This is a genomic window from Geomonas terrae, from assembly GCF_004791675.1.
GTDB classification, from domain to species: domain Bacteria; phylum Desulfobacterota; class Desulfuromonadia; order Geobacterales; family Geobacteraceae; genus Geomonas; species Geomonas edaphica.
In genome coordinates this window covers 272,424-295,126 of sequence record NZ_SRSC01000002.1, presented here as the reverse complement: position 1 = coordinate 295,126, position 22,703 = coordinate 272,424, and the positions used below count along the sequence as shown (strand labels likewise).

Sequence of the window (22,703 nt, the reverse complement as noted above, 5' to 3'; positions counted from 1 at the left end):
GCGTTCGCTACGCCAGCTAGCGCCCCACCCGCTGCTGTAGATGGGCGGGATAGCGATCTCCATGCACCTCGATTTTCGCGAGGGTGCTCGCGATGTTCTGGAGATCATCGGGCGTCAGTTCCACGGTTGCTGCACCGAGGTTCTCCTCCAGGCGGTGGAGCTTGGTGGTGCCGGGGATCGGCACTATCCATGGCTTTTGGGCCAGCACCCAGGCCAGGGCGATCTGGGCCGGTGTCGCCTGCTTGTCGGCGGCGATATCCTTGACCAATTTGACTAGCGCCTGGTTGGCATCAAGATTCTCCGGAGAGAAACGGGGAACAACGCTGCGGAAATCTGTGCTGCCGAAGGTTGAATCCTTGTCGAAACGACCAGTCAGGAACCCTTTTCCCAACGGGCTGAAGGGGACGAAGCCGATGCCGAGCTCTTCCAGCATCGGTAGCAGCTCTTCTTCGGGCTGTCGCCACATCATCGAATACTCGCTTTGTATCGCCGTAACTGGCAGAACCGCATGAGCGCGGCGTATGGTCTCAACTCCTGCCTCCGACATGCCGAAGTGTTTCACCTTGCCCTCGTCGATCAGAACCTTGACCGCGCCGGCGACCTCTTCTATCGCGACATTCGGGTCGACCCGGTGCTGGTAGTAAAGGTCGATTGCCTCGACCCGAAGCCGCTTGAGCGAGCCCTCAGTCACCTGCCGGATGTACTCGGGCCTGCTATTGAGAACCTGCTGCTTGTCGGTTCGCTCAAGCTCAAATCCGAATTTGGTGGCGATGACCACCTGCCCGCGCATAGGCTCAAGAGCCTCGCCCACGATCTCTTCGTTCTCTGCACCGTAAATCTGCGCTGTATCGAAGAAGGTCACGCCGCGCTCCGCTGCCGCTCGGATGAGCGCAATAGCCTCCTTCCTGTCGGTTGCCGGACCGTACCCATGACTGAGTCCCATCGCGCCGTAACCGATTGCTGAGACTTCCAGAACCTTCCCTAGAACTCTTTTCTCCATGACTTGTTCTCCTTTAAGGTGCTCGCCAGGAACTCACCGCTCTGGTTTCCCCGGAGAGTAATGCTCCCTGCTGTCTTGCCTTTCCCCCTGTCGCTTAGAGATCGAGCTTTCTTTCGCCCAGCCACTTGACCATGGCCGGGTCGCGATGGTCGAAGAAGCTGCTCTGTTTCCGATCCAGGGTCGCTATGGCCGCCATATCTTCAGCACTCAGCGCAAAATCGAGCACATCGAAATTCTCCCTCATCCGTTCCGGGCGAACCGATTTGGGGATTGCAACAACTTTTCTCTGGGTCAGCCAGCGCAGAACGACCTGGGCGATGGTTTTGTCGTATTTCTTGCCGATGGCCAGCAACACCTGATTGGTGAATATATCGTTCTTCCCTTCAGCAAAGGGCCCCCAGGATTCCATCTGCACATGGTTCTCCTGAAGGAATTTCTGGGTTTCCACCTGCTGGCAGAAAGGATGGGTTTCGATCTGATTGACAGCAGGAACCACTTCGTTGTGGACGATGAGGTCCATCACCCGATCAGGCTGGAAGTTGCTGATCCCGATCGCTCTGATCCTTCCGGCTCGATAGAGCTCTTCCATTGCCCGCCACGACCCGTAGATGTCGCCGAAAGGCTGATGAATCAGGTAGAGGTCCAGGTAATCGAGTTGCAGCTTGTTAAGCGATTTTTCAAAAGCGCTTTTGGTGTTGTCGTAGCCGGCGTCCTGGATCCACATCTTCGTCGTGATGAAGAGCTCTTCCCGCGCAACACCGCTTTTCCTGAGTGCATTACCGACGGCCTCTTCGTTCATATATGACGCCGCGGTATCGATCAGGCGATAGCCGACCTGGAGGGCATCGGAGACGCTCCGTTCGCACTCTTCCGGATCGAGCACCTGAAAAACACCGATTCCAAGGATGGGCATCTTCACGCCATTATTCAAAACAACATTTTCCATGATGGTTTCTCCTTTCGAAAGAGGTCTCTATTTCGCGCTTCTTGAAGGGATAAGCAGCACCATCGACAGTAAACAGCCGATGCCGCTCAGGGCAACGACCAGCCCCAACGGCCAGGGAGTTCCGTCGGCCCACAGGCCCACCAGGCCGGAGCCGAAGATGCCGCTGCCGTATTGAACGGCCCCGGTCAAGGCTGAGACGGCACCGGCCCGGTTTGGAAAATCAGCCAAAGCGCCGGTAATCGAGTTGGCGACAATGAAACCTGTGGTTGAGGCAAAAAAGAACAGCGGCACCACCAGCCCCCAAAGTCCACCCAGGCCGCTATGCGAGGCGTAACCGGCCCAAATGCCGGTGCCAAAGGCAGCAATGGCTCCCGACAGCAGGACCCTGTCATAACCGAAGCGGCCGACCAGCCACCGGTTCAGGGTATTGGCCAGCATGATGCCGATGATCCCGAGGCCGAACAGCAAGCCGTAGAGCCGAGCGGGGAAATGGTAATAGCTGATGTAGACAAAGGGGGTGCCCGCAACGTAAGCGAACATGCCGGCATAGAGAAAGCCGCCCGTACCGAGATATCCCAGCAACCGACGATTCTTCAGTAACTCGAAATACCGTAACAGAGCCATTCCGAGCGGTTCCGTGTTCCGGCTTTGCGCGGGCAGAGTTTCGGGGATAGTGTAAAGGGCGCCCAGGGTGACCAGGCCGACCGCGACCAGGAACCAGAAAATCGCCCGCCAACCGGACAGGGCCACAATCTGCCCGCCGAGCAGTGGCCCGACCAAGGGCATGACGGCCATCACCGTGATCAGGGTGGACAGCATCTGCGCGGCCCTGCTTCCCTCATAGAGATCACGCACCATGGCACGCGAAAGGGCGACACTGGCGCAAGCGCCAAGGGCTTGGACGATCCGCCAGCCGATTAACGTAATTGCATCGTTCGAAAGTGCGCAGCCGACAGAGCCGACCACAAACAGAATCAGCCCGCTGCCGACTGCCAGCCGGCGACCGTAGCGGTCACTTATCGGCCCCCATAGCAACTGCCCCGAACTGAAGCCGATCAGATAGCCCGAGATCGTCCACTCGATCATCCCGGCATTTGCATGTAATGAACCGCTCATCTCGGGCATGGCGGGCAAATACAGATCGGTCGAAATCGATGCAAAGCCCATCAAGAGGCTGAGTACGCCGAGCACATACCATCCGGGCCTGGGATCCGCCAAGGCTGAAGCATCGGCATCTACGCATAGCTCCATTTGATTCACGTCCGACATTTACAACTCCTGAGCTGAAACCGTTTAATGCAGTTCCACTGCAACCTTGGGAAAGGGGCCGGCCGACGCCAAGGCCCTGCCGAGCCAGGCGATGGTCTGGCCAAGATGCTCCATGTTGTGCAGAGCCTCCTCATCGCCTCTGACCTCCTCCGGCAGACACCCCACGCCCAGGTTCCAGTAAAGGGAACCGGGGACGATCATTGAGGAGGTGAGGAACATGTGGTTGATGGTGTCGAAAACGTGTGTCCCACCGCCGCGGCGCACCGCCACCACCGCAGCGCCGATCTTCCCGCTAAAGGCGCCGCCGTTTGCCAGGGCAACAAAGCCGGCCCGGTCGATGAGAGCCTTCAGCTCGGAGGTGACATCTGCGAAGTAGGTCGGCGAGCCGAGGATGATCGCGTCGGCGGCGAGCATTTTCTCGATGTACTGGTTCATGGCGTCGTTCTCGATGGCACACTTGCCGTTCTGCCGTTCGACGCACTGCATGCAGGCTACGCAACCCCGCAGCGGTTTCCCGCCAATCCGCAGGTACTCCGTATCCCAGCCGGCAGCCTCCAGGGGTTCGAGGGTTTTCTTTAGCAGGATTTCCGTATTGCCGCCCGGTCTTGGGCTGCCGTTTATTGCAATTGCTTTCATTTCGCTGTCCTTTGACTTGTCGTTCAAAATGCCATCCGCATGATCTTAAGTGCCTCGTTCTTACCAATAGCGCTCAGGATGCCGAGTTTTCCGTTTTCCACAGCCTTCTCTGCCATCGCTTCAAGGTCGTCTTCCTTGACGCCTGCCTCACGCAGGTTCGCCGGCATCTTGATGGCCGAGTAAAAAGCTTCCAACTTTTTGATGCCTTCTTCTGCCGCTTTGGCATCGTCCTCCTCACGGACCTCCATGACATTGCGGGCGAATTTCGCGAAGACCGGCAGGTGCTCAGTAGAGGTACCGATGGTGTGGCGCATCCAGGCAGGTGTCAGCAGCGCAAGTGTGACGCCATGGGTCATGTCGTACATGCTGGAAAGTTCGTGTCCCATGCCATGCAGCGGGAAGGGGAATCCCGGCTTGCCGAGCACAAACTGGAATCCGGCCAAGGCCATGGAACTGGCCCACATGATGTTTGCACGGGCGTCGTAGTCGTTGGGATTAGCCAGAATCTTCGGGGCCTCCTCCAGCACCGCCTTCATGACCCCCTCGTTCATACGGTCCTGAACATTGGCGCCGAACTCCGGGGTAAAGTACTGTTCCATCAGGTGACAGAGGATGTCCGCGACGCCGGCCATGGAATGATACTCCGGCACGGTGTAGGTGTACTCGGGGTCGAGGATGGAGAACTTGGGGTTGAGAAGAGGGTGCAGGACGACCTTTTTCTTGTGATCGTCGCCAACGGTGATGACACCACCCATATCCAGTTCCGAGCCGGTTCCTGCCATCGTCAGAATGGTCGCCAAGGGAGCTACGGCAACGATCCTGGACGAGATGCCTGATTCATCGACAAAGAGATCCGTCACCGCACCATCGTATTTCACGCCGGCGGCAATTGCCTTGCAGGCGTCCAGGGTCGATCCGCCTCCCACGGCCAGGATGAAATCGCAGCCGTTTGCTCGATAGACTTCGATCCCTTCTTCCACGCTTTCGAGCCGCGGGTTCGGCTGAATCCCGCTCAGCTCCGCATGGGCGAGACCGGCTTTGCGAAACTGCTCGAGGATGACCTTGTAGATGCCGTTTTGCTTGATACTCCCGCCGCCATACGCTAACAGCACCTTTGAGCCCCCATGGGCCTTAATGGTCTCTCCGAGAATCTCGATCTGCCCTTTGCCAAAGTAAGCGGTGGTGGGAATGCTGAAAATGAAATTTTTCACGTTCGTTCTCCTAAAAAGTTTCTTTAAATGCGGAAATGAAGATGTTGCCCGGGTTGTGTCCGACAGCGCACCCTGCGCTCACTTCGGCGCGAGGTCGCCGTACCAGTAGGAGGCGGTGACCCCGCCGTCCATCAGGAAATCGCTGCCGGTGATGAAGGTACCATCCGGACCCATCAGCAGCGCACCGACCGCCCCCACCTCATCCGGGGTTCCGGCACGCCCGACCGGAGAGAGTTCGATCATCCTGCGGTAGCCCTCGCCACGCGGACCGGTGAGTTCGTCATTAGCAAGAGGAGTGATAATGATGCCTGGGCTTATCGTGTTGACCCGTGCGCCACGCTTGCCCCACCGCACGGCCTCAGCCATGACCCGCAGCGAGTTGCCACGTTTGGAGATCTGGTAAGCGTGGAGCGGGTCAGTCACCTGGTCCGGTTGGAGCATCGGCAGAGCGAGCAGCTCCTCGGTAGGGGTTGTCGCCAACGCCTTGTCCTGCTCGGGCGTCAGAGCCGGGAGGCGGTGTCCAGACTGGGAAGCGATTACCACCCCTGACCCGCCAGGCACGATCACGTTGCCGAATTCCTCGAGCACCAGCGCCGTACCGTACAGGTCGACCTTGAGGATGGTAGACGGTGCTGCCTGAGAGGGGGAAACACCAGCGGCGTGAATGACACCTGAAATCGGGCCGATCGCGGTGGCCGTCTCGACCAGGGTGCGAACTGAGTGACGCGAGGATACGTCGACGATTGCGGTGCTCACCTCGTATCCGGCATCGCCGAGGACCTTCGCAGCCGCCTGGACGTTATCCTGGCGCAGATCGGCCAGCAGGACGTGCTTGCCGACGCTGACCCGCCGCGCTATCGCCTGGCCAATCGATCCGGCACCGATGACGACGATTACGTTCTTCATAAGTTGCTCCTTTCCTGATCCAGTCCTTTGGCAGGACGCCTCTGCTATTCCTCCGAAAGGGACAGCAGTTCCTTCGAGAGGCGGTCTCCCTGGACGGTGATGCCCGCAAGCCGCCTTTCGATCTCCTGCAGGTCGGTCGGCGTCAGCTCCAGGTCGGCGGATTTCATGTTGTCCTCGATGTATACGAGTTTATCCATACCAGGAATGGGTACGATGAACGGTTTCTGGGCCAGCAGCCACGCCAGGGCGATCTGCACCGTGGAGACCCCTTTGCCGCGGGCAATTTCATTTAGCATTTCCACCAGGGGCATGTTGGCTTTCATCGCTTCCCGTGTGAAACGGGGGAAGGTGGCCCGCAGGTCGGTCGCACTGTCGAACTCGGTGTCGGGGGTTATGGCGCCGGTCAGAAAGCCTGTGCCGAGAGGGCCCCAGGGGACGAAGCCAATCCCCAACTCCTCGCACACCGGCAGGACCTCGGCTTCCGGCTCGCGGGTCCAGATGGAATACTGATTCTGGACTGCGGCCACCGGCTGCACAGCGTGAGCGCGGCGAATGGTCTCGGCTCCTGCCTCGGAAAGACCGAAGTGCCTGACTTTCCCTTCGCGGATCAGCTCTTTTACTGCCCCGGCCACATCCTCGATCGGCACGTTCGGGTCGACCCGGTGTTGGTAGAACAGATCTATGTAGTCCGTCTTCAGCCGTTTCAGCGAAGCATCCGCGACCTTTTTGATATGTTCCGGACGGCTGTTGAGGCCGCCATCCTCGGAAATCATGCCGAACTTCGTGGCAAGGATTACCTCCTTGCGGAACGGCTCAAGCGCATGGCCGACCAGTTCCTCGTTTGTGAAAGGGCCGTACGCCTCTGCGGTGTCGAAGAAGGTAATGCCTTTTTCGTATCCGGCGCGGATGACCTTGACGCCTTCACTGATGTCGACTGCTTTGCCGGTACCGAAGCTAAGGTTCATGCAACCCATGCCGATGGCGGAAACTTCAAGGCCGCTGTTGCCCAATTTGCGTTTTTTCATGCTGTCCTCCGTTCGGGTTTTGCTGCGATGTCGTTATGGGTAGATCGTAACACCCGTTCAGGCAAAGGAGGTAGTTTGATCCTGTCTGATTTTTGCCTGATCGTCCGGCAGCCCCCAAAAAAGAGATTCTACAGGCGGAGCGTGATGCGAAAGCAAGGTGGGCGGGGTGTTGCGCACAGGATGGATAAATGGTAGAGACAGCGATGGGGCTCGAATATGCGTCGGATCTCATACGCGAGGTATAGGCTTGCCCATTGGCCCGAGAGGCAGGGGCCGCGGCGGACTGGGTGGCCGGAACATCTCAGGAGCGTGAAAGTTATTTCCTAAGCCGAAAAAAAGGGGCTAGGCACCTGCGGGTGTCCAGCCCCTTCTCGCGATTCTGATGATCTGGTCAAGTTTAGGCGGCGACAGAAGTCTGCCGCAGTCTGTTGATGTCTCTCAAGGGAGGGGCACCGAACAAACGGCCGTACTCCCGGCAAAACTGCGACGCGCTCTCATAACCCACGTTAAACGCTGCCGTTGTTGCATCGACGCGCTCAGCCAGCATTAGGCGCCGAGCCTCGTTCAGGCGCAGCATTTTCTGGTACTGCAGCGGGCTCATGGCGGTCAGGGTCCGAAAATGATGGTGGAATGTCGAGGTGCTCATGTTGACTTTGGTCGCCAAATCTTCGATCCGCAGGGGGTGGCTTAAATTGCCCTTCAACCAATCGATCGCACGGGCGATCTGACTGCCCTGGCTGCCTGTAGAAGCTATCTGGCGCAGCCGTTCTCCCTGGTCCCCCGTCAGGAGGCGGTAGATGATCTCCCTCTGGACGACCGGTGCCATAATGGGTATATCCATTGGATCGTCAAGCAGCGCAATCATCCGCCTGAAGGCGTCGACCAGTTGCGGCGTGACCTCGCCGGTTGCCATACCCCGGCTGGTATGCTGGGTGCGCGGCTTTGGGAGGTTCGAGTCGAGCATCAGTTGGGAAACCTCGCGCAGGTCGAGCTTCAGCCTGAGCCCCAGGTAAGGTTTCTCGCGGCTCGCCTCGGTTACCTGAACCAGCGTGGGCATATGAATGGCCGTGATTAGGAAGTGCTGCGCGTCATAGACTAGGGATTCATCACCAAATTTCACGACTTTCGCCCCCTGGGTGACCAGGCAGACGCTAGGCTCGTATAACCCGCTTATCGGCTCCGTTGGTTCCTGTCGTCTGAAAAGGGCAAGATCCGGAATCGCAGTAGTGTGCAACTCTCCCTGTTCGGTCCATCGAGCAATGGCCTCGTTTAAAGACTCCATCCCCTTTTCCACAACGTCCTCCACTTTCACCAATTTACTTAGACAGTTAATGCGCTTAAGATGAACACAATCCTACTCTACCCATAATTGGCTTTCAACCTTTTTCACCTCTCCAGGAGAATCAGGCAAAAATACAGCAGAATCGGGATAACGTCCGGTGGTTTCCTTGAGGTAGTATTTGCCATCACCCAAAGGTGTGATCAGAACGGCGACTTTCAAGGCAGGCAACGCGGCATTGTCCGCGTTAGCTTTCTCCCGGTCGCAGCTATCCGAAATCGGAAAGGAAGGTCCAAATGAGCAAAGGAAAAAGTTTGATCGCCTATTACTCGCGTGCCGGCAATAACTATGTCGGAGGTAACATTGTGAACCTACCGGTGGGAAACACCGAGGTTGCTGCTGAAATCATTCAGCAACTTACCGGTGCCGCAATGTTCAAAATCGACACCATCAAGCAGTATCCCGCTGACTACGGCGAGACGACGGAGATTTCCAAGAAGGAACTGAGACAGAATACCCGGCCAGATCTCTCCGCGCATCTCGAGGACATCTCGGAGTACGGCATCATCTATCTGGGGTACCCCAACTGGTGGGGGACCATGCCCATGGCGCTCTTCACCTTCCTGGAAGAGTACGACTTCTCGGGGAAGACCATCATCCCGTTCTGCACCCACGAAGGCAGTGGCATGGGGCGCAGCGAGAAGGATATCCGGAAACTTTGCCCAGCGGCCACGGTGTTGAGGGGACTTTCCATCGTAGGCGGTAGCGTTCGGACTGCGGAGGAACCGATCCGGAAATGGCTCAGGCTACCGTAAAACTCGGGTCACAGCATGGGAAGCAAGAATCTATTGTCCCTCGCATAGTGCGCAGGAGAGACGGAAGCGGCGTACAGAGTGACAGTTCGTCAGCAACCACAGTATCGGGCGACAGGAGCCCAAAAGTGATCATGGCAAGCCCTTTGCGTTATGTGGGTAAGGACTTGATTCTGCGGAATTTAAGTGAAATAGTAAGGACTCTATTGTCTCCAAAATTATTCTTCTAATGAACAAATCGCCGAAAATGTAAGAACTTTCCGAAATCAGCTGCAAATGCCACGACAATAAAGACAGGCACTTAGAGGCCGGTTTTGTAAGGACTTAATTGTCTCCGGACAATCAGCACAACCAGCAACTCCCCGCCACCGCTTGCTCCCCCACTAATAGTCTACAGTGACCCGGTTCCGTCGTCGCGACCGCGCTCCGCGTCATGGCGACCGCGCTCCGCGTCATGGCGACCGCGCTCCGCGTCATGGCGACCGCGCTCCGCGTCATAGCGACCGCGCTCCGCGTCATAGCGACCGCGCTCCGCGCCATAGCGACCGCGCTCCGCGTCATCGCGACCGCGCTCCGCGTCATAGCGACCGCGCTCCGCGTCATAGCGACCGCGCTTCACGTCATCACGACCGCGCTCCGGGACATCGTGATCACGGGCTTCGTGGTCGCAAGGACAAGCTTCGCAAGCCGCAAAAATTGTACGTGTGGGATGTAGCTGCGTAAGGGTGTGATCAAGATCGGGGAGTCCTACCAGTCAAGCGAAGATGAAATGGGAGCGCCATTTTTGGCGCCCCCCAAAAAAGGACAGGTTAAGAATCCGGTCGATCAGGAAATCGTGACGCTGGTTATGGGTGACCAGGGACCTGGCCCCTCAGCACCGTGATGCCTCATGCGGAAAAAAGTGTTGCCTGGCACCAAGTTCTCCAAAAGCATTTTCGTGGCATCCGGGAATATCGAGCCATGGAACCAGTCGCCCTCGCGCGCAGGATCTCCCCTGTTGATATGTATCTCGTGGTTGTAAGCACCAGGTACAGTGGAGGCACGGGCGAGCGCCTTGCCGGGTTCACCGAGGTTGACCACGGTGAAGTCGTCTGAAGCGGTCAAGGGCTGTTTCGTTCTGTTGTTGTGGTTCTTGTGCTCCTGGGTGATGGCGAAGCCTGTAGTGGATAGAGCGTCCGGATTCCGCACCGAGGCAGCCTCCAAAAGCGAGGCGATCTCGTCGAGGAGCGCCACGATCTCGTCCATCAACTTTTCACGTGCTTGAATCAGAATCCGATCTCCGTTGCGGGCCACCCGGAAAGCCACTTCACATGCAGAGATCTTTTCGAACAATACCTGAAGAAGGGCCAGATTCGCCCCCCAAAAGGAATCCGGGTAGTTTGGGTTACTGGTGAGTGAATGTCGCACCGCCAGAATGAATGCGAGGAACTTTGTCGGGGAAAGTCGCCGATAATCACGCTTTATCCTTCGTTGCATCTTCATCGCCTCCTCCTTGCCTAGTTTTATTGCCCACCGGTCCGGTTAGACGCGTCTAACGGACATCAGCGTAAAGCCTCACTTCTCGTCTGTCAAGCTGCGCTTGCCTCTTTTACCCTTCGCGGAATCCAAAGCTGCCTCCCGTCGGCGGCCCATCTGTTGACACCGTAACCATAGCGGCTATCATCTTCGCTGCCTTAAGATAAATTAACCATAAGCATTTAAGCCAGGCGCTCTCAGCGTGACATCGGATCGCCCCAAAACCAGGGAATGATTATGAAAACCGAGGAAACCCAGATCAGACAGGATGCGGCGTTCAGCGCCAGAGACCTGCTCGTCATCCTTTTCCGGTTCAGATACAGGATGCTGATGGCGTTCACGGCGACGACTCTAGCTCTGACCGCACTACCCCTTTCAAAGCCCCCCGTCTACGAAGCGAAGTCCACGCTGCTGATCAAAATCGGCAGGGAGTTCCGCAACCGCACCGAGGTGTACGGCGGCAGACAGTTGATGATCAGCCAGGACGGAATCATCAATTCGGAGATTCAGGTTCTGACCAGCCTCGATTCCGTGAAGAAGGTGATCAATACCATAAAGCTTGAAAACCTCTACCCGGAGCTGCTCGACCTCCCAGACCAGAAGGACAGGCTTGAGGCGGCGGCCTTGAACTTCAGCCGGAGCCTCACGGTCCAGGAGGTCAAGAATTCCAACGTGATAGAGATCTCTTTCAAGCACCAGAATCCCCAGCTCGCCGCGCTCGCGGTGAACCTTATGGTGGAGGCATTCAAGGAGAAACATCTAGAGGTCTTCAGCGATGCCGACACTGCTTTCATCGAAAACCAGCTGGCCCATTACCAGTCGAAACTGCTCGATTCCGGCAACTCGCTGCAAAAGTTCAGACAAAGAAACGGCATCGTCTCGCAGGAAGAGCAGGCGCGGCTACTGCTCACCAGGGTGGCTTCCATCGAGAGTGAAAAGATAGAGGTGGAAAACCGCATCAACGCGCTGGCAGCCAGGGTTCCGATCCTCAAATCCAGAGCGGAAAAGGTGCTGGCGTTGGGTTCGACCGCCTCGGAACCCGGCACCCAGAGGCCGATGGACGAGGCGGAGGCAAGACTGCTGAACATGCAGTTGGAAGAGGAGCAGTTGCTGGCAAGCTATCCCGACTCAAGCCCGCTGGTACCGCTCGCCAAGGAGCGGCTGGCAGCGGTGAGGGCATCGCTTAAAGAGCTGGAAGCCAGAAGAAACCGCAGGCCGGGAGAGGCGGACCCCGCGTACCGGAGCGCAGAAGCGGAGCTGGTCAACGCGGAAACCGAACTCAAGGCGCAGAGGGCGAAGCTTGTCGCGCTGCAAGAAGAAGGCAAAAGTGTGTCCCAGCGGATTCAACTGCTGGAACAAAGTTCGGAGGAAATCCAGAGGCTGAAACGGCAGCAGGAAATCGATGAAAAGAACTACCAATCATTCGTGGCCCGTGCGGAGGAGGCCCGCATATCCAACGCCATGGACAGACTTAAGTTAGCCAATGTCAGCGTGATACAGAAGGCCAGTGTTCCCGTTGAGCCGGTGGAGCCCAAGGTCGTTAAGGTTCTTTTACTGGGCCTGGGCCTCGGCCTCGCCTCAGGGGTCGGGATTGCCATCGTCTCGGAGTTTTACACCCCCGGTCTCGCCACCCCTCAGGCGGTGGAAAGGCGTTTGGGACTCAAGGTTCTGCTGAGCATAAGGCAGCGGCTCTAGCCGCCAAGCGATGGAAGGAGCGAGCGTTGAAAATGATCCATTGGCCATGGCAGGACAAAAACGATGTAAAGCCGGACGCCTGCAGTTTCGAGGAGCAAGGCGCCGCCCCGCTGAAGAACACAGATGGTTGGGGCCGGTTCACGACGGATACGGAGATGCTCGCACTTTGCCGCAGCATCGACAACCTTGTTCCGGCGCACGCCCCGAGGGTCATCCAGTTCATCGGCATCAAGGGCAAGGAAGGGGTTTCCACCGTGGTTCGCGAGCTTGCGGTTGCTGCGACTCGCATGCTCAAGAAGCGGGTTCTGATCCTGGACGCGGCACACCACGCCCCTTCACAGCACGCCCACTTCGGCCTGGAAGAGCCATATGGCTGGATCGAGGCAATCGCAGACGGGAAACCGGTGACGAGGGCCTGCTACCCGGTTGAAGCGGAAGAGCAGTCCCTTCATCTGGCACCGATAGCCCCCAACGCTTCACTCCCTCATTGGTGCGCGGACGGCGCGACACTCGCTCCACTCTTTCGCGGACTCAAAGAGAGCTTCGATCTGGTCCTGATCGACTCGGCACCCGCCCTACTCTCTGCCGACACCCTCGCCACCAGCCGGTTCTGCGACGGGGTGATCCTGGTATTCGCCGCGGAAGGGAGCTGGCGTCTAGCTGATGCCGCGAAAATGAGGATCGCCGAGCATGGAGGCGCCATCCTCGGCGTCGTCTTCAACAAAAGGACCTTCCACATCCCGGAGTGCATCTACAAGCGGCTTTATTGAATGGCTCAAGTTGGCCTACCGGAGGAAACGATGCAATGGAAGCTTCCACTGACCGCGCTTTTCGCCCCGATCGAGCGGGCGGTCAGCTCACGATGGCCCATCCAGGTGCTCTTCGTGGTGCGGGGTGATCCCCTCGACGCTCCAAGCAGCAGGTATCGCGTCTTCCAGTACCTCCAGGATTTCGACCGAAACGACATCTCGTACCGCGTGGTGAAGCCACCCAGGCGCAAGAAGATCCATTGCCACCTCTGGATCCCGTGGTTTTGGCGCACCTTCTTCTGGGGGCTACGCAGCAGGTCCATCTTCGTTCAGAAAGACATCTTCTGGCTTCCGTTGTGGAGTTTCTTCAAAAGGCTCGGCAAAAGAGTCCTATACGATTTCGACGATGCCGTCTTCACCGAGCAGCCCGGTCAGGTTTACAACCTGCCGCTGGAGCGCAGGCCCGGGTGGGAGACGGTGAGAGAAATGGTGCGCCTAAGCGACGTAACCATGGTCGCTAACGATTACCTCGCAGGTTTCGCCCGCCCCCACGGGGCGAACGTGATGGTGGTCCCCATGGTGCTCGACCTTGAGAGTTACCCGGTAAAGACACATGGCCATGCTGCGAAGGTGGTCATCGGGTGGATCGGCTCACCGCAGACATCGGTGTTTCTGGAGTTGGTGCAGGTTGCCTTGGAGCGGGTCGGCGAAAGGCTCGGTGAGAGGGTGGAAATAAGGATCGTAACCAACGGCGAGGTGTCGCTGCCTCGTGTGCCCCATACCCGCATGAGGTGGGAGGCTGCCAGGGAGATGTCCGATCTCCTCTCCTTCGACATCGGTATCGTGCCGCTGCCGGAGACCCCCTTCACGCTCGGCAAGAGCAGTTTCAAGCTCCTCCAGTTCATGGGGTGCGGTCTTCCCGTCGTCTGCTCGCGGGTGGGCTTCAATGCTGAGGCGGTTAACGACGGGGTGAACGGTTTCCTGGCGGAGGACAACGAGGAGTGGTGCGAGAAGTTGTTGCTGTTGGTAACCAACGAAGAGATGCGCCGGGCGATGGGGGCTCAGGCGCGCCGCACCGTCGAGGAAAGGTATTCGCTGCAGAGCCTGGCCCCGGTGGTACGTCAGGTAGTGATGCCCGTCGATGCCAGACCGGCGTAGCGGCACGGCAACCGGGGCATAATCATGATCAAGCCTATTCTTTTTCTCGCCATTTTCACCATACCGATCTCCATAGACTACACACTATTCGAGCCATCCAGGGACGCGTTCAGCGGATGGGCCGGGGGGATGCTGCTCACCCTGTCGGACCTGATCTTTCTGAGCCTGCTCGTGGCATGGAAGCTGGAAACCCTGCACCTCCCCCGCCCGCGTGCGAGAGTAATCTTCTGGCGCCCGATCGCCTTTTTCATCGCAGCCTGCCTGATCTCCGTCCCCGGTTCGATATGGTCCGTCTTCGGGTACATCGCCGTGTTCCAGCTCGGAAAGCTGGTACGGCATCAGCCGGATCGTGCTCCAGGATCGCCGGTACATCCCGGTCGCCTGCTCCGCACTCATCGCAGCCCTATCCTTCCAAGCTTGCCTGGCAACGGTGCAGTTCTTCACCCAGGATTACTACAGCTTCCTGCGCACCGGTACCCATGCCGCACTCACACGCTTCGGCGATCTGATCCGCAGCCATGGCACCGTCGGGGTGCCCAACGCGCTCGCGGCCTTCATCATACCGGTTCTGCTGCTTATAGTGGTGAAGCTGCTCCATGACGAGCAGGCAAATCGCCCCGCTTATTTTTTCATCCTCTGCCTTGGCTCGGCAGCCCTGCTCTTCACCTTCTCCCGGAGCGGCTGGTGTACCTTTGCGCTCAGCGCCCTTGCCCTTTTCGTGCGCAGCGCCCGCATCAAGCGTCCCCCTCCCTACGTCTACACGCTGCTGGCGATAGGCGTCGCCGTGGTGCTGTTGTCCGGCATCGTCGACTCACGCATATCCTCGGACGACCAGGGGTCCGCCCAGGACAGGTGGTACCTGATGCTGATCGCCGCCCGGATGATTCGCGCCCACTTCGTGACCGGTGTCGGCATAAATAACTACTGGTTCGCCATGAACCACTACATCCCCCCGGACTACGGATGGTCTTTCGTCTACGTGGTGCACAACGTATTCCTGCTGGTCTTCGCCGAGACCGGCATCATCGGGTTCATCGCCGTCATCCTCCTGTTCGCGACGCCGGTGATCAAGCTTTACCCTCTCGCCCGGTGCAGCACCGACGAAGAGGGACGCATCGCGCTCTGGATCGTCACCTCCATCGTAGGTATCGCTTTTCTCAACCTGGTCGAATTCACCTGGGCCTCATCGATCATCTGTTCCTTTTATTTCCTTATGCTCGGGCTGGGTGACGCCCTGCTGAATGCGGCAGAAGGGGCCGCCAAGGAGTGACCATGGATGACACGAATGGGCAACAAAGGCGCGGCGTGCGGCGCCTCGTGCATTCCTCGGCGGGGATCACCCTCTGCACGCTTCTCTCGACCGCCATCGGTTTTGCCACCCAGGTGATCCTCGCTTCCCACTTCGGCACCACCGAGCAGATGGACGCCTACCTCGTTTCGCTGACCATACCAGCCATGGTGGTGGCGGTGTTCGGCGGGTCCCTGAACTACACCTTCATCCCCGTCTTCGTGGAGAAACTCTCTTCCGGGGAGGAATCCGCGGCGTGGCGCATAGTGAACGACATGTTCAGCATCTCCCTCATGGTGCTCCTGCCGATCACCTTGTTGAGCCCCGTCATGGCGCTCGACGTCATAGGGATGACTGCTCCCGGACTCGCCAACGCCACCAAGGGGGAGGCGGCCTCCTTCTTCCGTGTGCAGACACCGGTTATCGTCTTCTCCGGCCTCTCAGCACTACTTGGCAGTACCTACTACGCCCGGAAGCGCTTTCTCTACCCCGCCTTCGCCCAGGTCGCCAACAGCGCGACCATACTGCTCGTTGTCTCGCTGTTCGCAAAGGGGTTCGGCATCAAGGCCGCCGCGTGGGGAGGCCTTGCCGGCAGCGCCCTCACCTTTTTCATGCTGGTCCCGGTGCTGCGGCACATACCGCGCTTTCGACTCTCCCCCTTCCCGCTGGACCAAGGCACCCGCAGGGTGATCAGGCTTATCATGCCCCTTTTATGCGGCGCGCTCTTCTATCGGGGGGACGACCTCATTCAGCGCTTCATAGCCTCCTCGTTCACCGCCGGAAGCATCTCCTCGCTGGCCTACGCCTTCAAACTGGTGACCACCTGCAGCAGCCTGGTGGTCTCAGGCATATCCATCGTTTTGCTGCAGCACGTCTCGGAGCTCGCCTCACGAAAGGAGGAGGGTGAGATCGGCGGTACCTTCGGCGGCACCTTCCGCTGGCTTACCTTTTTCATGATGCTGGTGATAAGCTGGGCCGTGGTGAGCGGAGAGGACGGGATCGCCGTTCTTTTCCAGCGCGGCAAGTTCGACGCCGCCTCCTCGCACCTCACCTGGCAGTGCCTCGTCCTTTACGCCGGGGTCATGTACGGAGGCGTCATCGGTGCCATCACCACGCCGGTCTTCTACGCCTACAAGGACACCATGCTGGTGGTCAAGGTCGGCATCGCCGGAGCGCTCCTGCAATTAGCCTTCTCGTTTTTTCTCTCGCGAATCTGGTCGGAGCTTGGGCTCCCCCTGGCCTATTCCCTCTCGAGCCTGGCCACCATATCGGCCTTCCTGGCGATCCTGAACCGGAAGTACGTAGCCCTCCCCTTGCGTGAGATGGGACGCTCTCTTCTTACCTCGGGGCTCGCGGCGGCCGTCGCGGTGCCGCTTTTGCGCCAGGCGGAAAATGCTTTTCTCCCTCCCCTCGCCCCGCTGGCAAGGCTTGCCATCACGGTTCCACTCACCTTTCTCGCCTACCTCACCTTGGCGGCACTCCTGAAAAACGAAGAGGCCATGCAGGTTGCACGGGTAGCCGCCGTGATGCGGCAAAGAAAACCGGCTCGCTCACTCCTTAAATGAAGAAGTTCGGCTGCGGCGGTGAACGAAAAAGAGGCCCCGGAGAAAATTCCGGGGCCTCTTTGGTTTGTGCCGGCGGCTCACGCCGCCTCAATCGGCTTTCAACCGGTGCTTAGGATGCGGAGAGAAGCACCGGAGCGGAGGGGATCTTAACGGTGGTAGTCGGTGTCTTGATCACCCCGATGTCGAGCTTTTGGTTCGGCCACGGCATCCATGCGCCTTTGCCGCTCTGCCAGGTCGCCGCCGTGGTGAGGATGATCTGGTTCGCGCTCGGTACCGAGGCGATCTGGTACCTGCCGCTCCCCTCGATCTGGATGGTGTCGCCGGGGCGGAAAACCATGCGCGCGTCGATGTCGGTTACCAGCTTGTTCAGGGTGAGCGTGGTACCGGAGCCCGAAGCCGAGGTGGTGAAAGGGAAGACCCCTTTGTTTAACGCCGGAGAACTCGATTGCAGTTGCAGGTTCGTGGTGTCCCAGGTCGACCCGAGCAAGGTGTAGAGCGGGTCGGAGGACATGCAGGACACCCCGTTCCATCCACCGCTTGCGTTGACTACGTTGGATGAAGTGTAGTTTGCAGACTTGTCGGTGACCACGTAGCCGCCATATGTGGAGTTGAAAAGGCTGTTGTAGTATTTGACCGAGTAACTTCTGCCGGAGTAGTCGTTCTCCACCTGCACGCTCTTGCCCGTGTCGCCAGACGAGACGTTGTTGATCAGGTAGATGTTGTAGGTGCCGGAAGCGAGGTTGTAATAGGCCCCCCACCAGGCGATGCCGTAGCCGAAGTCGTTGCTCGCGGCGCTTGTGTTGTTGATGAAGAAGACCCTGCTGCCCCCTTCGTACACCTGGAAGTTGCCGTCGCCCTTCTCGCTCTCGGCGGTATCCCAGGCGGTGTTGTTGATGAAGTAGATGTCGCGGGAGGAGGAGTTGGAGTCGAAGTTCTGCTTGTAGTTGCTGTAGCCGATGCAGTCCCTCACCGTCACGTTCCATGAGTCGTCGCGGTTCTTGTTGTCCCCGTCCTTGGATACGTCGACACCCTGCTCGCCGTTGTTGTGCACGATGCAGTTGAGCACCCAGCTGTTGGTGCAGGAGCCCAGGTGGATACCGTCGGAACCTGTGTTGGAGTCGTACGCGGTGCAGTTGGAGATCACGGCGTTGTTGACGTAGGTAAGGAAGATGTTCGCGGCCCAGTCGTCGTTGATGCCGGTTTTGTGGGCGACGACGCGGTCGATGGTTGCACCCTGCAGGAAGGTGGTCGGGTAGCTGGGGGAGACGAAGATCACGTTCGCCCAGATCGAGTTGTACACCTCCACGTTACGCAGGGTGTTGTAATTGCCGGTGGTCTGGAAACCGTTGTAGCCGGAGTTCTGCACCTTGATGCCGTTGGCGCCGCCGTCGAAGACGATGTAATCCCTTTTTGAGATGTTCACGAGGCCGGCCCAGTTGGGGACGGTGATGCCGGAACCGTCGATCACGCTCTGACCGGACCCCCAGGTGGGGTCACCCTTGATGGTGACCGGGCTGGAGGCGGTACCGTTGTCGTACCAGGTGGAGTCCACCTGGATCATGCCGCCGCCCTGCGAGGTGTGCTTGCTCCCCCCTTTCACGATCACCACGTCCCCCGCCACCAGCCGTTTCCAGCCGCCGGCGCTCAGAAAGCCGCCGTTGCCGGCGGTTTTGGTCCCGGGAATGTTCTTCCAGCTCGAGGTGGTGGCAAGGCCGTTCGCGGCATCACTGCCGTAGTCGAAATCGACGTAGTAAGTGGTTGCCTGGGCCTGCTGCAGATAGCCGAACAGCATGAAACCGAGCAACATCATGGAAAGTCTCAACGACTTCTTCATCTTTTCTCCTTCTGCCGCGGTTTTCACCGCGGTCAAGTCTAGCGTATTTTACTTCATCTTACAGGCTTCGGGTTACTGGATGTACATGCTCGCATTGAGGAGCTTGCCGCCCCATCTGCCCGACGGAAGTGCCGCGGGAAGACCGCTGCTGTAGGAATTGGGCGCCTCGTACCCGCCCGTGGTCGACCCGCAGGTGAACCGGTACAGCATGCTCGATGCTGCCTGAGCCGCTATGTAGTAGGTCGCGCCCTGTGTGACAGATGCTGCGGGGACCGACACGGTTGCGTAGCCTGCCGCGGAAACGGTCATGGTACCCTCGGTGAGCTTCGTGCCACCAGCCGAGTAAAGCGCCAGCCTGATCGCGGTCGGGGAACCATACTGATAGATTTTAACCCGCAGCGCGCTCACCTTGCCGGTGGCGTCAGCCGTCACCGGGCTGAATTCCATGTAGCTCGGCGTGGCGTCCTGGTAGGCGGAGGTGCCGGTGGTGATGTCGTCCCAGTGCCCTGTCGCTGTGGTGGTCGCTGCGAAGGTGGCCGATACCGTGTGGTTGGCGGTGACGTTGCTGAAGGTGTAGCTGGAGACCGTACCGACCGAGGCACCATCAACGGTGACACCGGAAATGGCGTACCCCGACGCCGGAGCAATGGAGAGGCTAAGACTGCCTCCTTGTGGTACCGAAGCGGTCTTGATTACGGAACTGCCGCTGGTGGCGGTACTTACGCTGGTGCCAGAGGGGAAGTTGATGCTCCCGCCCGGGCCGGAGGTGGCCGTGATGGAATAGGTGGCGCCGAAGGATTTCGACATTTCGTTCGAGTAGGCGCTTTCCGTCTTGGCCCCGTCATAAGCCGTAATGGCGAAGTAATAGGTCGACCCGTTCACGAGGTTGCTGAGGGTGTAGCTGGTCAGGTTGCCGACGTCGACGCTCCCCGTGTAGGCCCCCTTCGCAGTGCCCTGGTAGACCTTGTACCCGCTCACCGCCATCGATGTGCCGTCGGAGTACGTGGCAGGTGCGGACCATGACAGCGTGGTTTGGGCTGCGCAGGCCTTCGAAACCGGGATGAGTGAGATACACGCGAAGAAGATGGCGGCAATGGTGAGGAATGTTGCGGGGTTAACTGGAAAACGTTGCCACAGTGGCAGCTTACACTTCTTTTTTTGCACTTCTACCTCCCTGGTGCTGGGTTTGGCCGGGAGGTACCTCGTATCGCCGGGGACGGAGCCGTCGGCCGCAGTCATTGAAGGTAAAAGAGTTGTCCGTAACGGCGCGTGGGGTGTTCCCGAGCTCCAGATGGACCGAACCTGATCTGCGGCGGCAGACGTGAATCGTCTGTGGGCGATAGTTCGGCATCCCGGCTGTCTCGGTGAGACCCTATAGGCTTTCCGTCCCACCCTCGCGGGTGGTCTAGTCTTATCGTTATCGGCGTATTCGTTTGTGTTCGTTGCAGGTGTAGCTTAGTAAACTTCCGCCACTCTGATGGTGACGAACGTCACACTAAGGGCAGCTTTTTGCCCCCTCCCGGTACCGTCGGGCCGACCGTCCGTTCGGACGCCCGCTGCTCCGGGACTCCCTTGACACCGCCGGGGGTGAAGATATACTCGGCACGGTGAAATTATTTTAATCTTTAAACGGTTCTGGATCAGCGCGCGGGCTGCGTGTCACTGCGCTGGAAGATCCCTTTGCAGGCTGACGTTGTTGGGCCGGAGGAGGAATGATGCAAGGATCGGAAAACAAACAACTGCGTGCCTGCTTCGTTTACTACCAGTGTTTCTCGCAGTTGCTTTATCGAGAGGCGATCACGCTCAAAAGAGGGGGGTTCGACGTCGACATCATATGCCTTAGGGCGCATCCGAGTGAGGAGGTCGACAGCATCTATGAAGGCATGAGGGTGCGCAAGATAGTGCCGCGATACGGCGCTGAAAAAAGCACCTTCGCCTACTTTGCCAGACTACTTTTCTTCTTCAACAAGACCTTCCTGTTGCTTTCCTACATGAGTCTCAGCAAGAGATACCATCTGATTCACTTCACTGCGCCGCCAGACGCCGCCATATTCACCACCGTGATCGGAAAGCTGCTCGGAGCGAAGGTTATCCTCGATATCCACGACATTGGCCCTGAACTCTTCATGCGCAAACTTGGCGTCAAGGAAAGTCATCCGGTGGTACGCATGCTGAAGACCATGGAGAAAGCTGCCGCACGCTTCGCGGACCATGTGATCACGGTGACCCATCTCTGGCGCAATGCCCTCATCTCCCGCTCGACGACCCCGGAGAAATGCTCCGTCATGCTCAACGTGCCGGACAACGAGATCTTCAAGTTTGTCGAGCGCGAACCGCGTGAGGGGCGGTTTAACCTCTTTTACCACGGCTCAGTCGAGGAGCACTTCGGAGTGGACACACTGCTTGACGCCATGCCGCTCATCAAGCGGCACATCCCTCATGTAAAGCTTCATATCTACCCGGCAAAACGAGGCAGACTACTGGAAGCGCTGCAAGGACGCAGCGAGGCCCTGCAGCTCGAGGGCTACGTGTTCTTCCACGAAGGGGTCCCATTTTACGAGCTTCCCGGGGTACTCAAGGATGCGGACCTGGGAATAGTACCGACCAAGAATCTCATCTTCTCCAACGAGGCGGTGAGCAGCAAATCCTTCGACTACATCTTTTCCGGCATCCCCATCGTAATCTCCAGGACCGCCGGGCACAGCTTCTACTACACCGACGAGATGGTGAAGTTCTTCGAGCCGTGCAATAGCGCGGATCTTGCCGCAGCGGTGACCGATCTCTACAGGAACAAGGAAATGCGTCAGAGGCAGGTTCGACAATCTCTTAAATTCGTCGAGGACAACAGCTGGGACCGCATTCAGCTGAACTACCTGAACATAGTGAAAGAATTGATCGACCCGGCCGCCCCTGGCGCCGACAGGGCCTAGAAAATGACAGCGGAAAAAGAAATATCCGTCCTGCTGTCCGACGCTCTCAATTTGGTTAACATCCCCCTTGCCCCGGCCGCTACCATGCTGGTCTACCACCGCATCGAGGGCGGCAGCGCCCCCTTGCAGCCGGATTCGGTAACGCTTACCGAATTTCAGGAGCAGATGAGGTACATAACCGAAGAGGGGTATGCGCCGATGACCGCGAGGGAGCTGGCCGCGCTGGTGGAGGCTGGCGAGGAACCGCCCGAGAAAAGCGTAGTCGTCACCTTCGACGACGGCTATCTCGATACCTACACCCATGCGTTTCCAGAGCTCGACTTCTTCAGAATGCCAGCCACCGTCTTCCTGGCGGCCGGGCATATCGGCGCCTCCACGCCTTTTCCATGGCTTGGCAGCGACGGCGGCAAACCGATGGATTGGCAACAGGTCAGCAAGCTGCAAAAGGCTGGGATCGAGATCGCCTCCCATACCTATTCGCACCCCTTCACCCCGAACCTCACAAAAAACGAGCTGTGCCTGGAACTTGAACGTTCGAAAGGAACGATCGAGGACAAGCTCGGGGCCCCGGTTCATTCGCTTGCGCTCCCCTACTCTTTTCCGATGCGCCATCCGCGCTGGCCGTCTTTCAGGGCCCGCCTGCGGGAAGCGTTGAATGCCAACGACTACGTTTGCTGCTGCACGATGCAGAGGGGGCACATAAGGCCAAGGGACGACGTGTTCGCGCTGAGAAGGATACCCGTGGGCCGGGATGACGACCTGCGGCTATTCCGGGCCAAGCTCGAGGGGTGTTTCGCATGGACCGCCCCGCTGCAGGCCTTTTACCAGAGGTTCCTCAAGAGTTATCCAACGCCGTGACCTACTTCAACCGGCGACGGTCCTGCC

General features: G+C 58.5%; 21 protein-coding genes and 1 riboswitch. Of the genes, 9 read left to right on the top strand and 12 right to left on the bottom strand.

The features are described from left to right. Positions 1-16: 16 nt before the first annotated feature. From E4633_RS08565 to E4633_RS08530, 8 genes are all read right to left on the bottom strand, one after another. The gene (locus E4633_RS08565) at positions 17-1,000 is read right to left on the bottom strand and encodes an aldo/keto reductase (RefSeq protein WP_135869839.1); all 984 of its coding nucleotides are present in this window, start codon (positions 998-1,000) and stop codon (positions 17-19) included. 94 nt (positions 1,001-1,094) lie between these two features. Then, entirely contained in the window at positions 1,095-1,946 is an 852-nt protein-coding gene (locus E4633_RS08560) for an aldo/keto reductase (RefSeq protein ID WP_135869838.1), read from the bottom strand. A gap of 27 nt (positions 1,947-1,973) precedes the next feature. Then, complete coding sequence (locus tag E4633_RS08555; RefSeq protein ID WP_135869837.1) at positions 1,974-3,215, bottom strand: multidrug effflux MFS transporter; 1,242 nt, start codon at positions 3,213-3,215, stop codon at positions 1,974-1,976. Between the two features lie 24 nt (positions 3,216-3,239). After that, positions 3,240-3,851 carry a flavodoxin family protein gene (locus E4633_RS08550; protein ID WP_135869836.1) on the bottom strand — a complete coding sequence of 204 codons (612 nt, stop codon included), beginning with the start codon at positions 3,849-3,851 and terminating at the stop codon, positions 3,240-3,242. 23 nt (positions 3,852-3,874) lie between these two features. Beyond that, positions 3,875-5,062, bottom strand: coding sequence for an iron-containing alcohol dehydrogenase (locus E4633_RS08545; protein WP_135869835.1), 1,188 nt, complete (start codon positions 5,060-5,062; stop codon positions 3,875-3,877). A 78-nt stretch (positions 5,063-5,140) separates the two neighbouring features. Beyond that, the gene (locus tag E4633_RS08540; protein WP_135869834.1) at positions 5,141-5,968 is read right to left on the bottom strand and encodes an SDR family oxidoreductase; all 828 of its coding nucleotides are present in this window, start codon (positions 5,966-5,968) and stop codon (positions 5,141-5,143) included. A 44-nt stretch (positions 5,969-6,012) separates the two neighbouring features. Beyond that, positions 6,013-6,993: an aldo/keto reductase gene (locus E4633_RS08535; RefSeq protein ID WP_135869833.1), complete on the bottom strand. Its 981-nt coding sequence runs from the start codon at positions 6,991-6,993 to the stop codon at positions 6,013-6,015. 397 nt (positions 6,994-7,390) lie between these two features. Beyond that, positions 7,391-8,275 carry an AraC family transcriptional regulator gene (locus E4633_RS08530; RefSeq protein WP_135870432.1) on the bottom strand — a complete coding sequence of 295 codons (885 nt, stop codon included), beginning with the start codon at positions 8,273-8,275 and terminating at the stop codon, positions 7,391-7,393. 362 nt (positions 8,276-8,637) lie between these two features. On the opposite strand from E4633_RS08530, the gene E4633_RS08525 reads away from it, so the two are divergent. Both E4633_RS08525 and E4633_RS08520 read left to right on the top strand, forming a co-directional pair. Beyond that, on the top strand, positions 8,638-9,087 hold the full coding sequence (locus E4633_RS08525; RefSeq protein WP_198419412.1) for a flavodoxin: 450 nt from the start codon (positions 8,638-8,640) through the stop codon (positions 9,085-9,087). Positions 9,088-9,517: 430 nt separating this feature from the next. Further along, a complete protein-coding gene (locus tag E4633_RS08520; RefSeq protein ID WP_135869831.1) occupies positions 9,518-9,799 on the top strand; it encodes a hypothetical protein in 282 nt (93 codons plus the stop codon). Between the two features lie 110 nt (positions 9,800-9,909). On the opposite strand, the gene E4633_RS08515 is transcribed toward E4633_RS08520, so the two are convergent. Then, positions 9,910-10,566: a hypothetical protein gene (locus E4633_RS08515; protein WP_135869830.1), complete on the bottom strand. Its 657-nt coding sequence runs from the start codon at positions 10,564-10,566 to the stop codon at positions 9,910-9,912. 270 nt (positions 10,567-10,836) lie between these two features. Here E4633_RS08515 and E4633_RS08510 point away from each other — a divergent pair, with 270 nt between their 5' ends. The 3 genes from E4633_RS08510 to E4633_RS08500 are packed head-to-tail and all read left to right on the top strand — an operon-like array spanning position 10,837 to position 14,201. Continuing rightward, positions 10,837-12,294 carry a GumC family protein gene (locus E4633_RS08510; protein WP_162604965.1) on the top strand — a complete coding sequence of 486 codons (1,458 nt, stop codon included), beginning with the start codon at positions 10,837-10,839 and terminating at the stop codon, positions 12,292-12,294. 32 nt (positions 12,295-12,326) lie between these two features. Beyond that, positions 12,327-13,064 carry a tyrosine-protein kinase family protein gene (locus tag E4633_RS08505; RefSeq protein WP_246038049.1) on the top strand — a complete coding sequence of 246 codons (738 nt, stop codon included), beginning with the start codon at positions 12,327-12,329 and terminating at the stop codon, positions 13,062-13,064. A gap of 30 nt (positions 13,065-13,094) precedes the next feature. After that, on the top strand, positions 13,095-14,201 hold the full coding sequence (locus tag E4633_RS08500) for a glycosyltransferase (protein ID WP_162604964.1): 1,107 nt from the start codon (positions 13,095-13,097) through the stop codon (positions 14,199-14,201). 77 nt (positions 14,202-14,278) lie between these two features. On the opposite strand, the gene E4633_RS08495 is transcribed toward E4633_RS08500, so the two are convergent. After that, positions 14,279-14,506 (bottom strand): hypothetical protein, encoded by a 228-nt coding sequence (locus E4633_RS08495; RefSeq protein ID WP_135869826.1) that lies wholly within the window; start codon positions 14,504-14,506, stop codon positions 14,279-14,281. A 44-nt stretch (positions 14,507-14,550) separates the two neighbouring features. On the opposite strand from E4633_RS08495, the gene E4633_RS08490 reads away from it, so the two are divergent. Beyond that, on the top strand, positions 14,551-15,471 hold the full coding sequence (locus E4633_RS08490) for an O-antigen ligase family protein (protein WP_162604963.1): 921 nt from the start codon (positions 14,551-14,553) through the stop codon (positions 15,469-15,471). A 2-nt stretch (positions 15,472-15,473) separates the two neighbouring features. Then, positions 15,474-17,054: a murein biosynthesis integral membrane protein MurJ gene (gene murJ, locus E4633_RS08485; RefSeq protein ID WP_135869824.1), complete on the top strand. Its 1,581-nt coding sequence runs from the start codon at positions 15,474-15,476 to the stop codon at positions 17,052-17,054. A 109-nt stretch (positions 17,055-17,163) separates the two neighbouring features. Here the strand turns inward: murJ and E4633_RS08480 are convergent, their stop codons facing one another. Both E4633_RS08480 and E4633_RS08475 read right to left on the bottom strand, forming a co-directional pair. Continuing rightward, positions 17,164-18,888, bottom strand: a complete 1,725-nt coding sequence (locus E4633_RS08480; protein ID WP_135869823.1) for a right-handed parallel beta-helix repeat-containing protein — start codon at positions 18,886-18,888, stop codon at positions 17,164-17,166. Between the two features lie 72 nt (positions 18,889-18,960). After that, complete coding sequence (locus E4633_RS08475) at positions 18,961-20,052, bottom strand: fibronectin type III domain-containing protein (RefSeq protein WP_135869822.1); 1,092 nt, start codon at positions 20,050-20,052, stop codon at positions 18,961-18,963. Between the two features lie 179 nt (positions 20,053-20,231). Beyond that, positions 20,232-20,308: riboswitch (cyclic di-GMP riboswitch) on the bottom strand. Between the two features lie 295 nt (positions 20,309-20,603). Here E4633_RS08475 and E4633_RS08470 point away from each other — a divergent pair. Together E4633_RS08470 and E4633_RS08465 are read left to right on the top strand one after the other, a co-directional pair. After that, positions 20,604-21,818, top strand: coding sequence for a glycosyltransferase family 4 protein (locus E4633_RS08470; RefSeq protein ID WP_162604962.1), 1,215 nt, complete (start codon positions 20,604-20,606; stop codon positions 21,816-21,818). Positions 21,819-21,821: 3 nt separating this feature from the next. Beyond that, positions 21,822-22,676, top strand: a complete 855-nt coding sequence (locus E4633_RS08465; protein ID WP_135869820.1) for a polysaccharide deacetylase family protein — start codon at positions 21,822-21,824, stop codon at positions 22,674-22,676. The last annotated feature ends 27 nt before the right edge of the window (positions 22,677-22,703 follow it).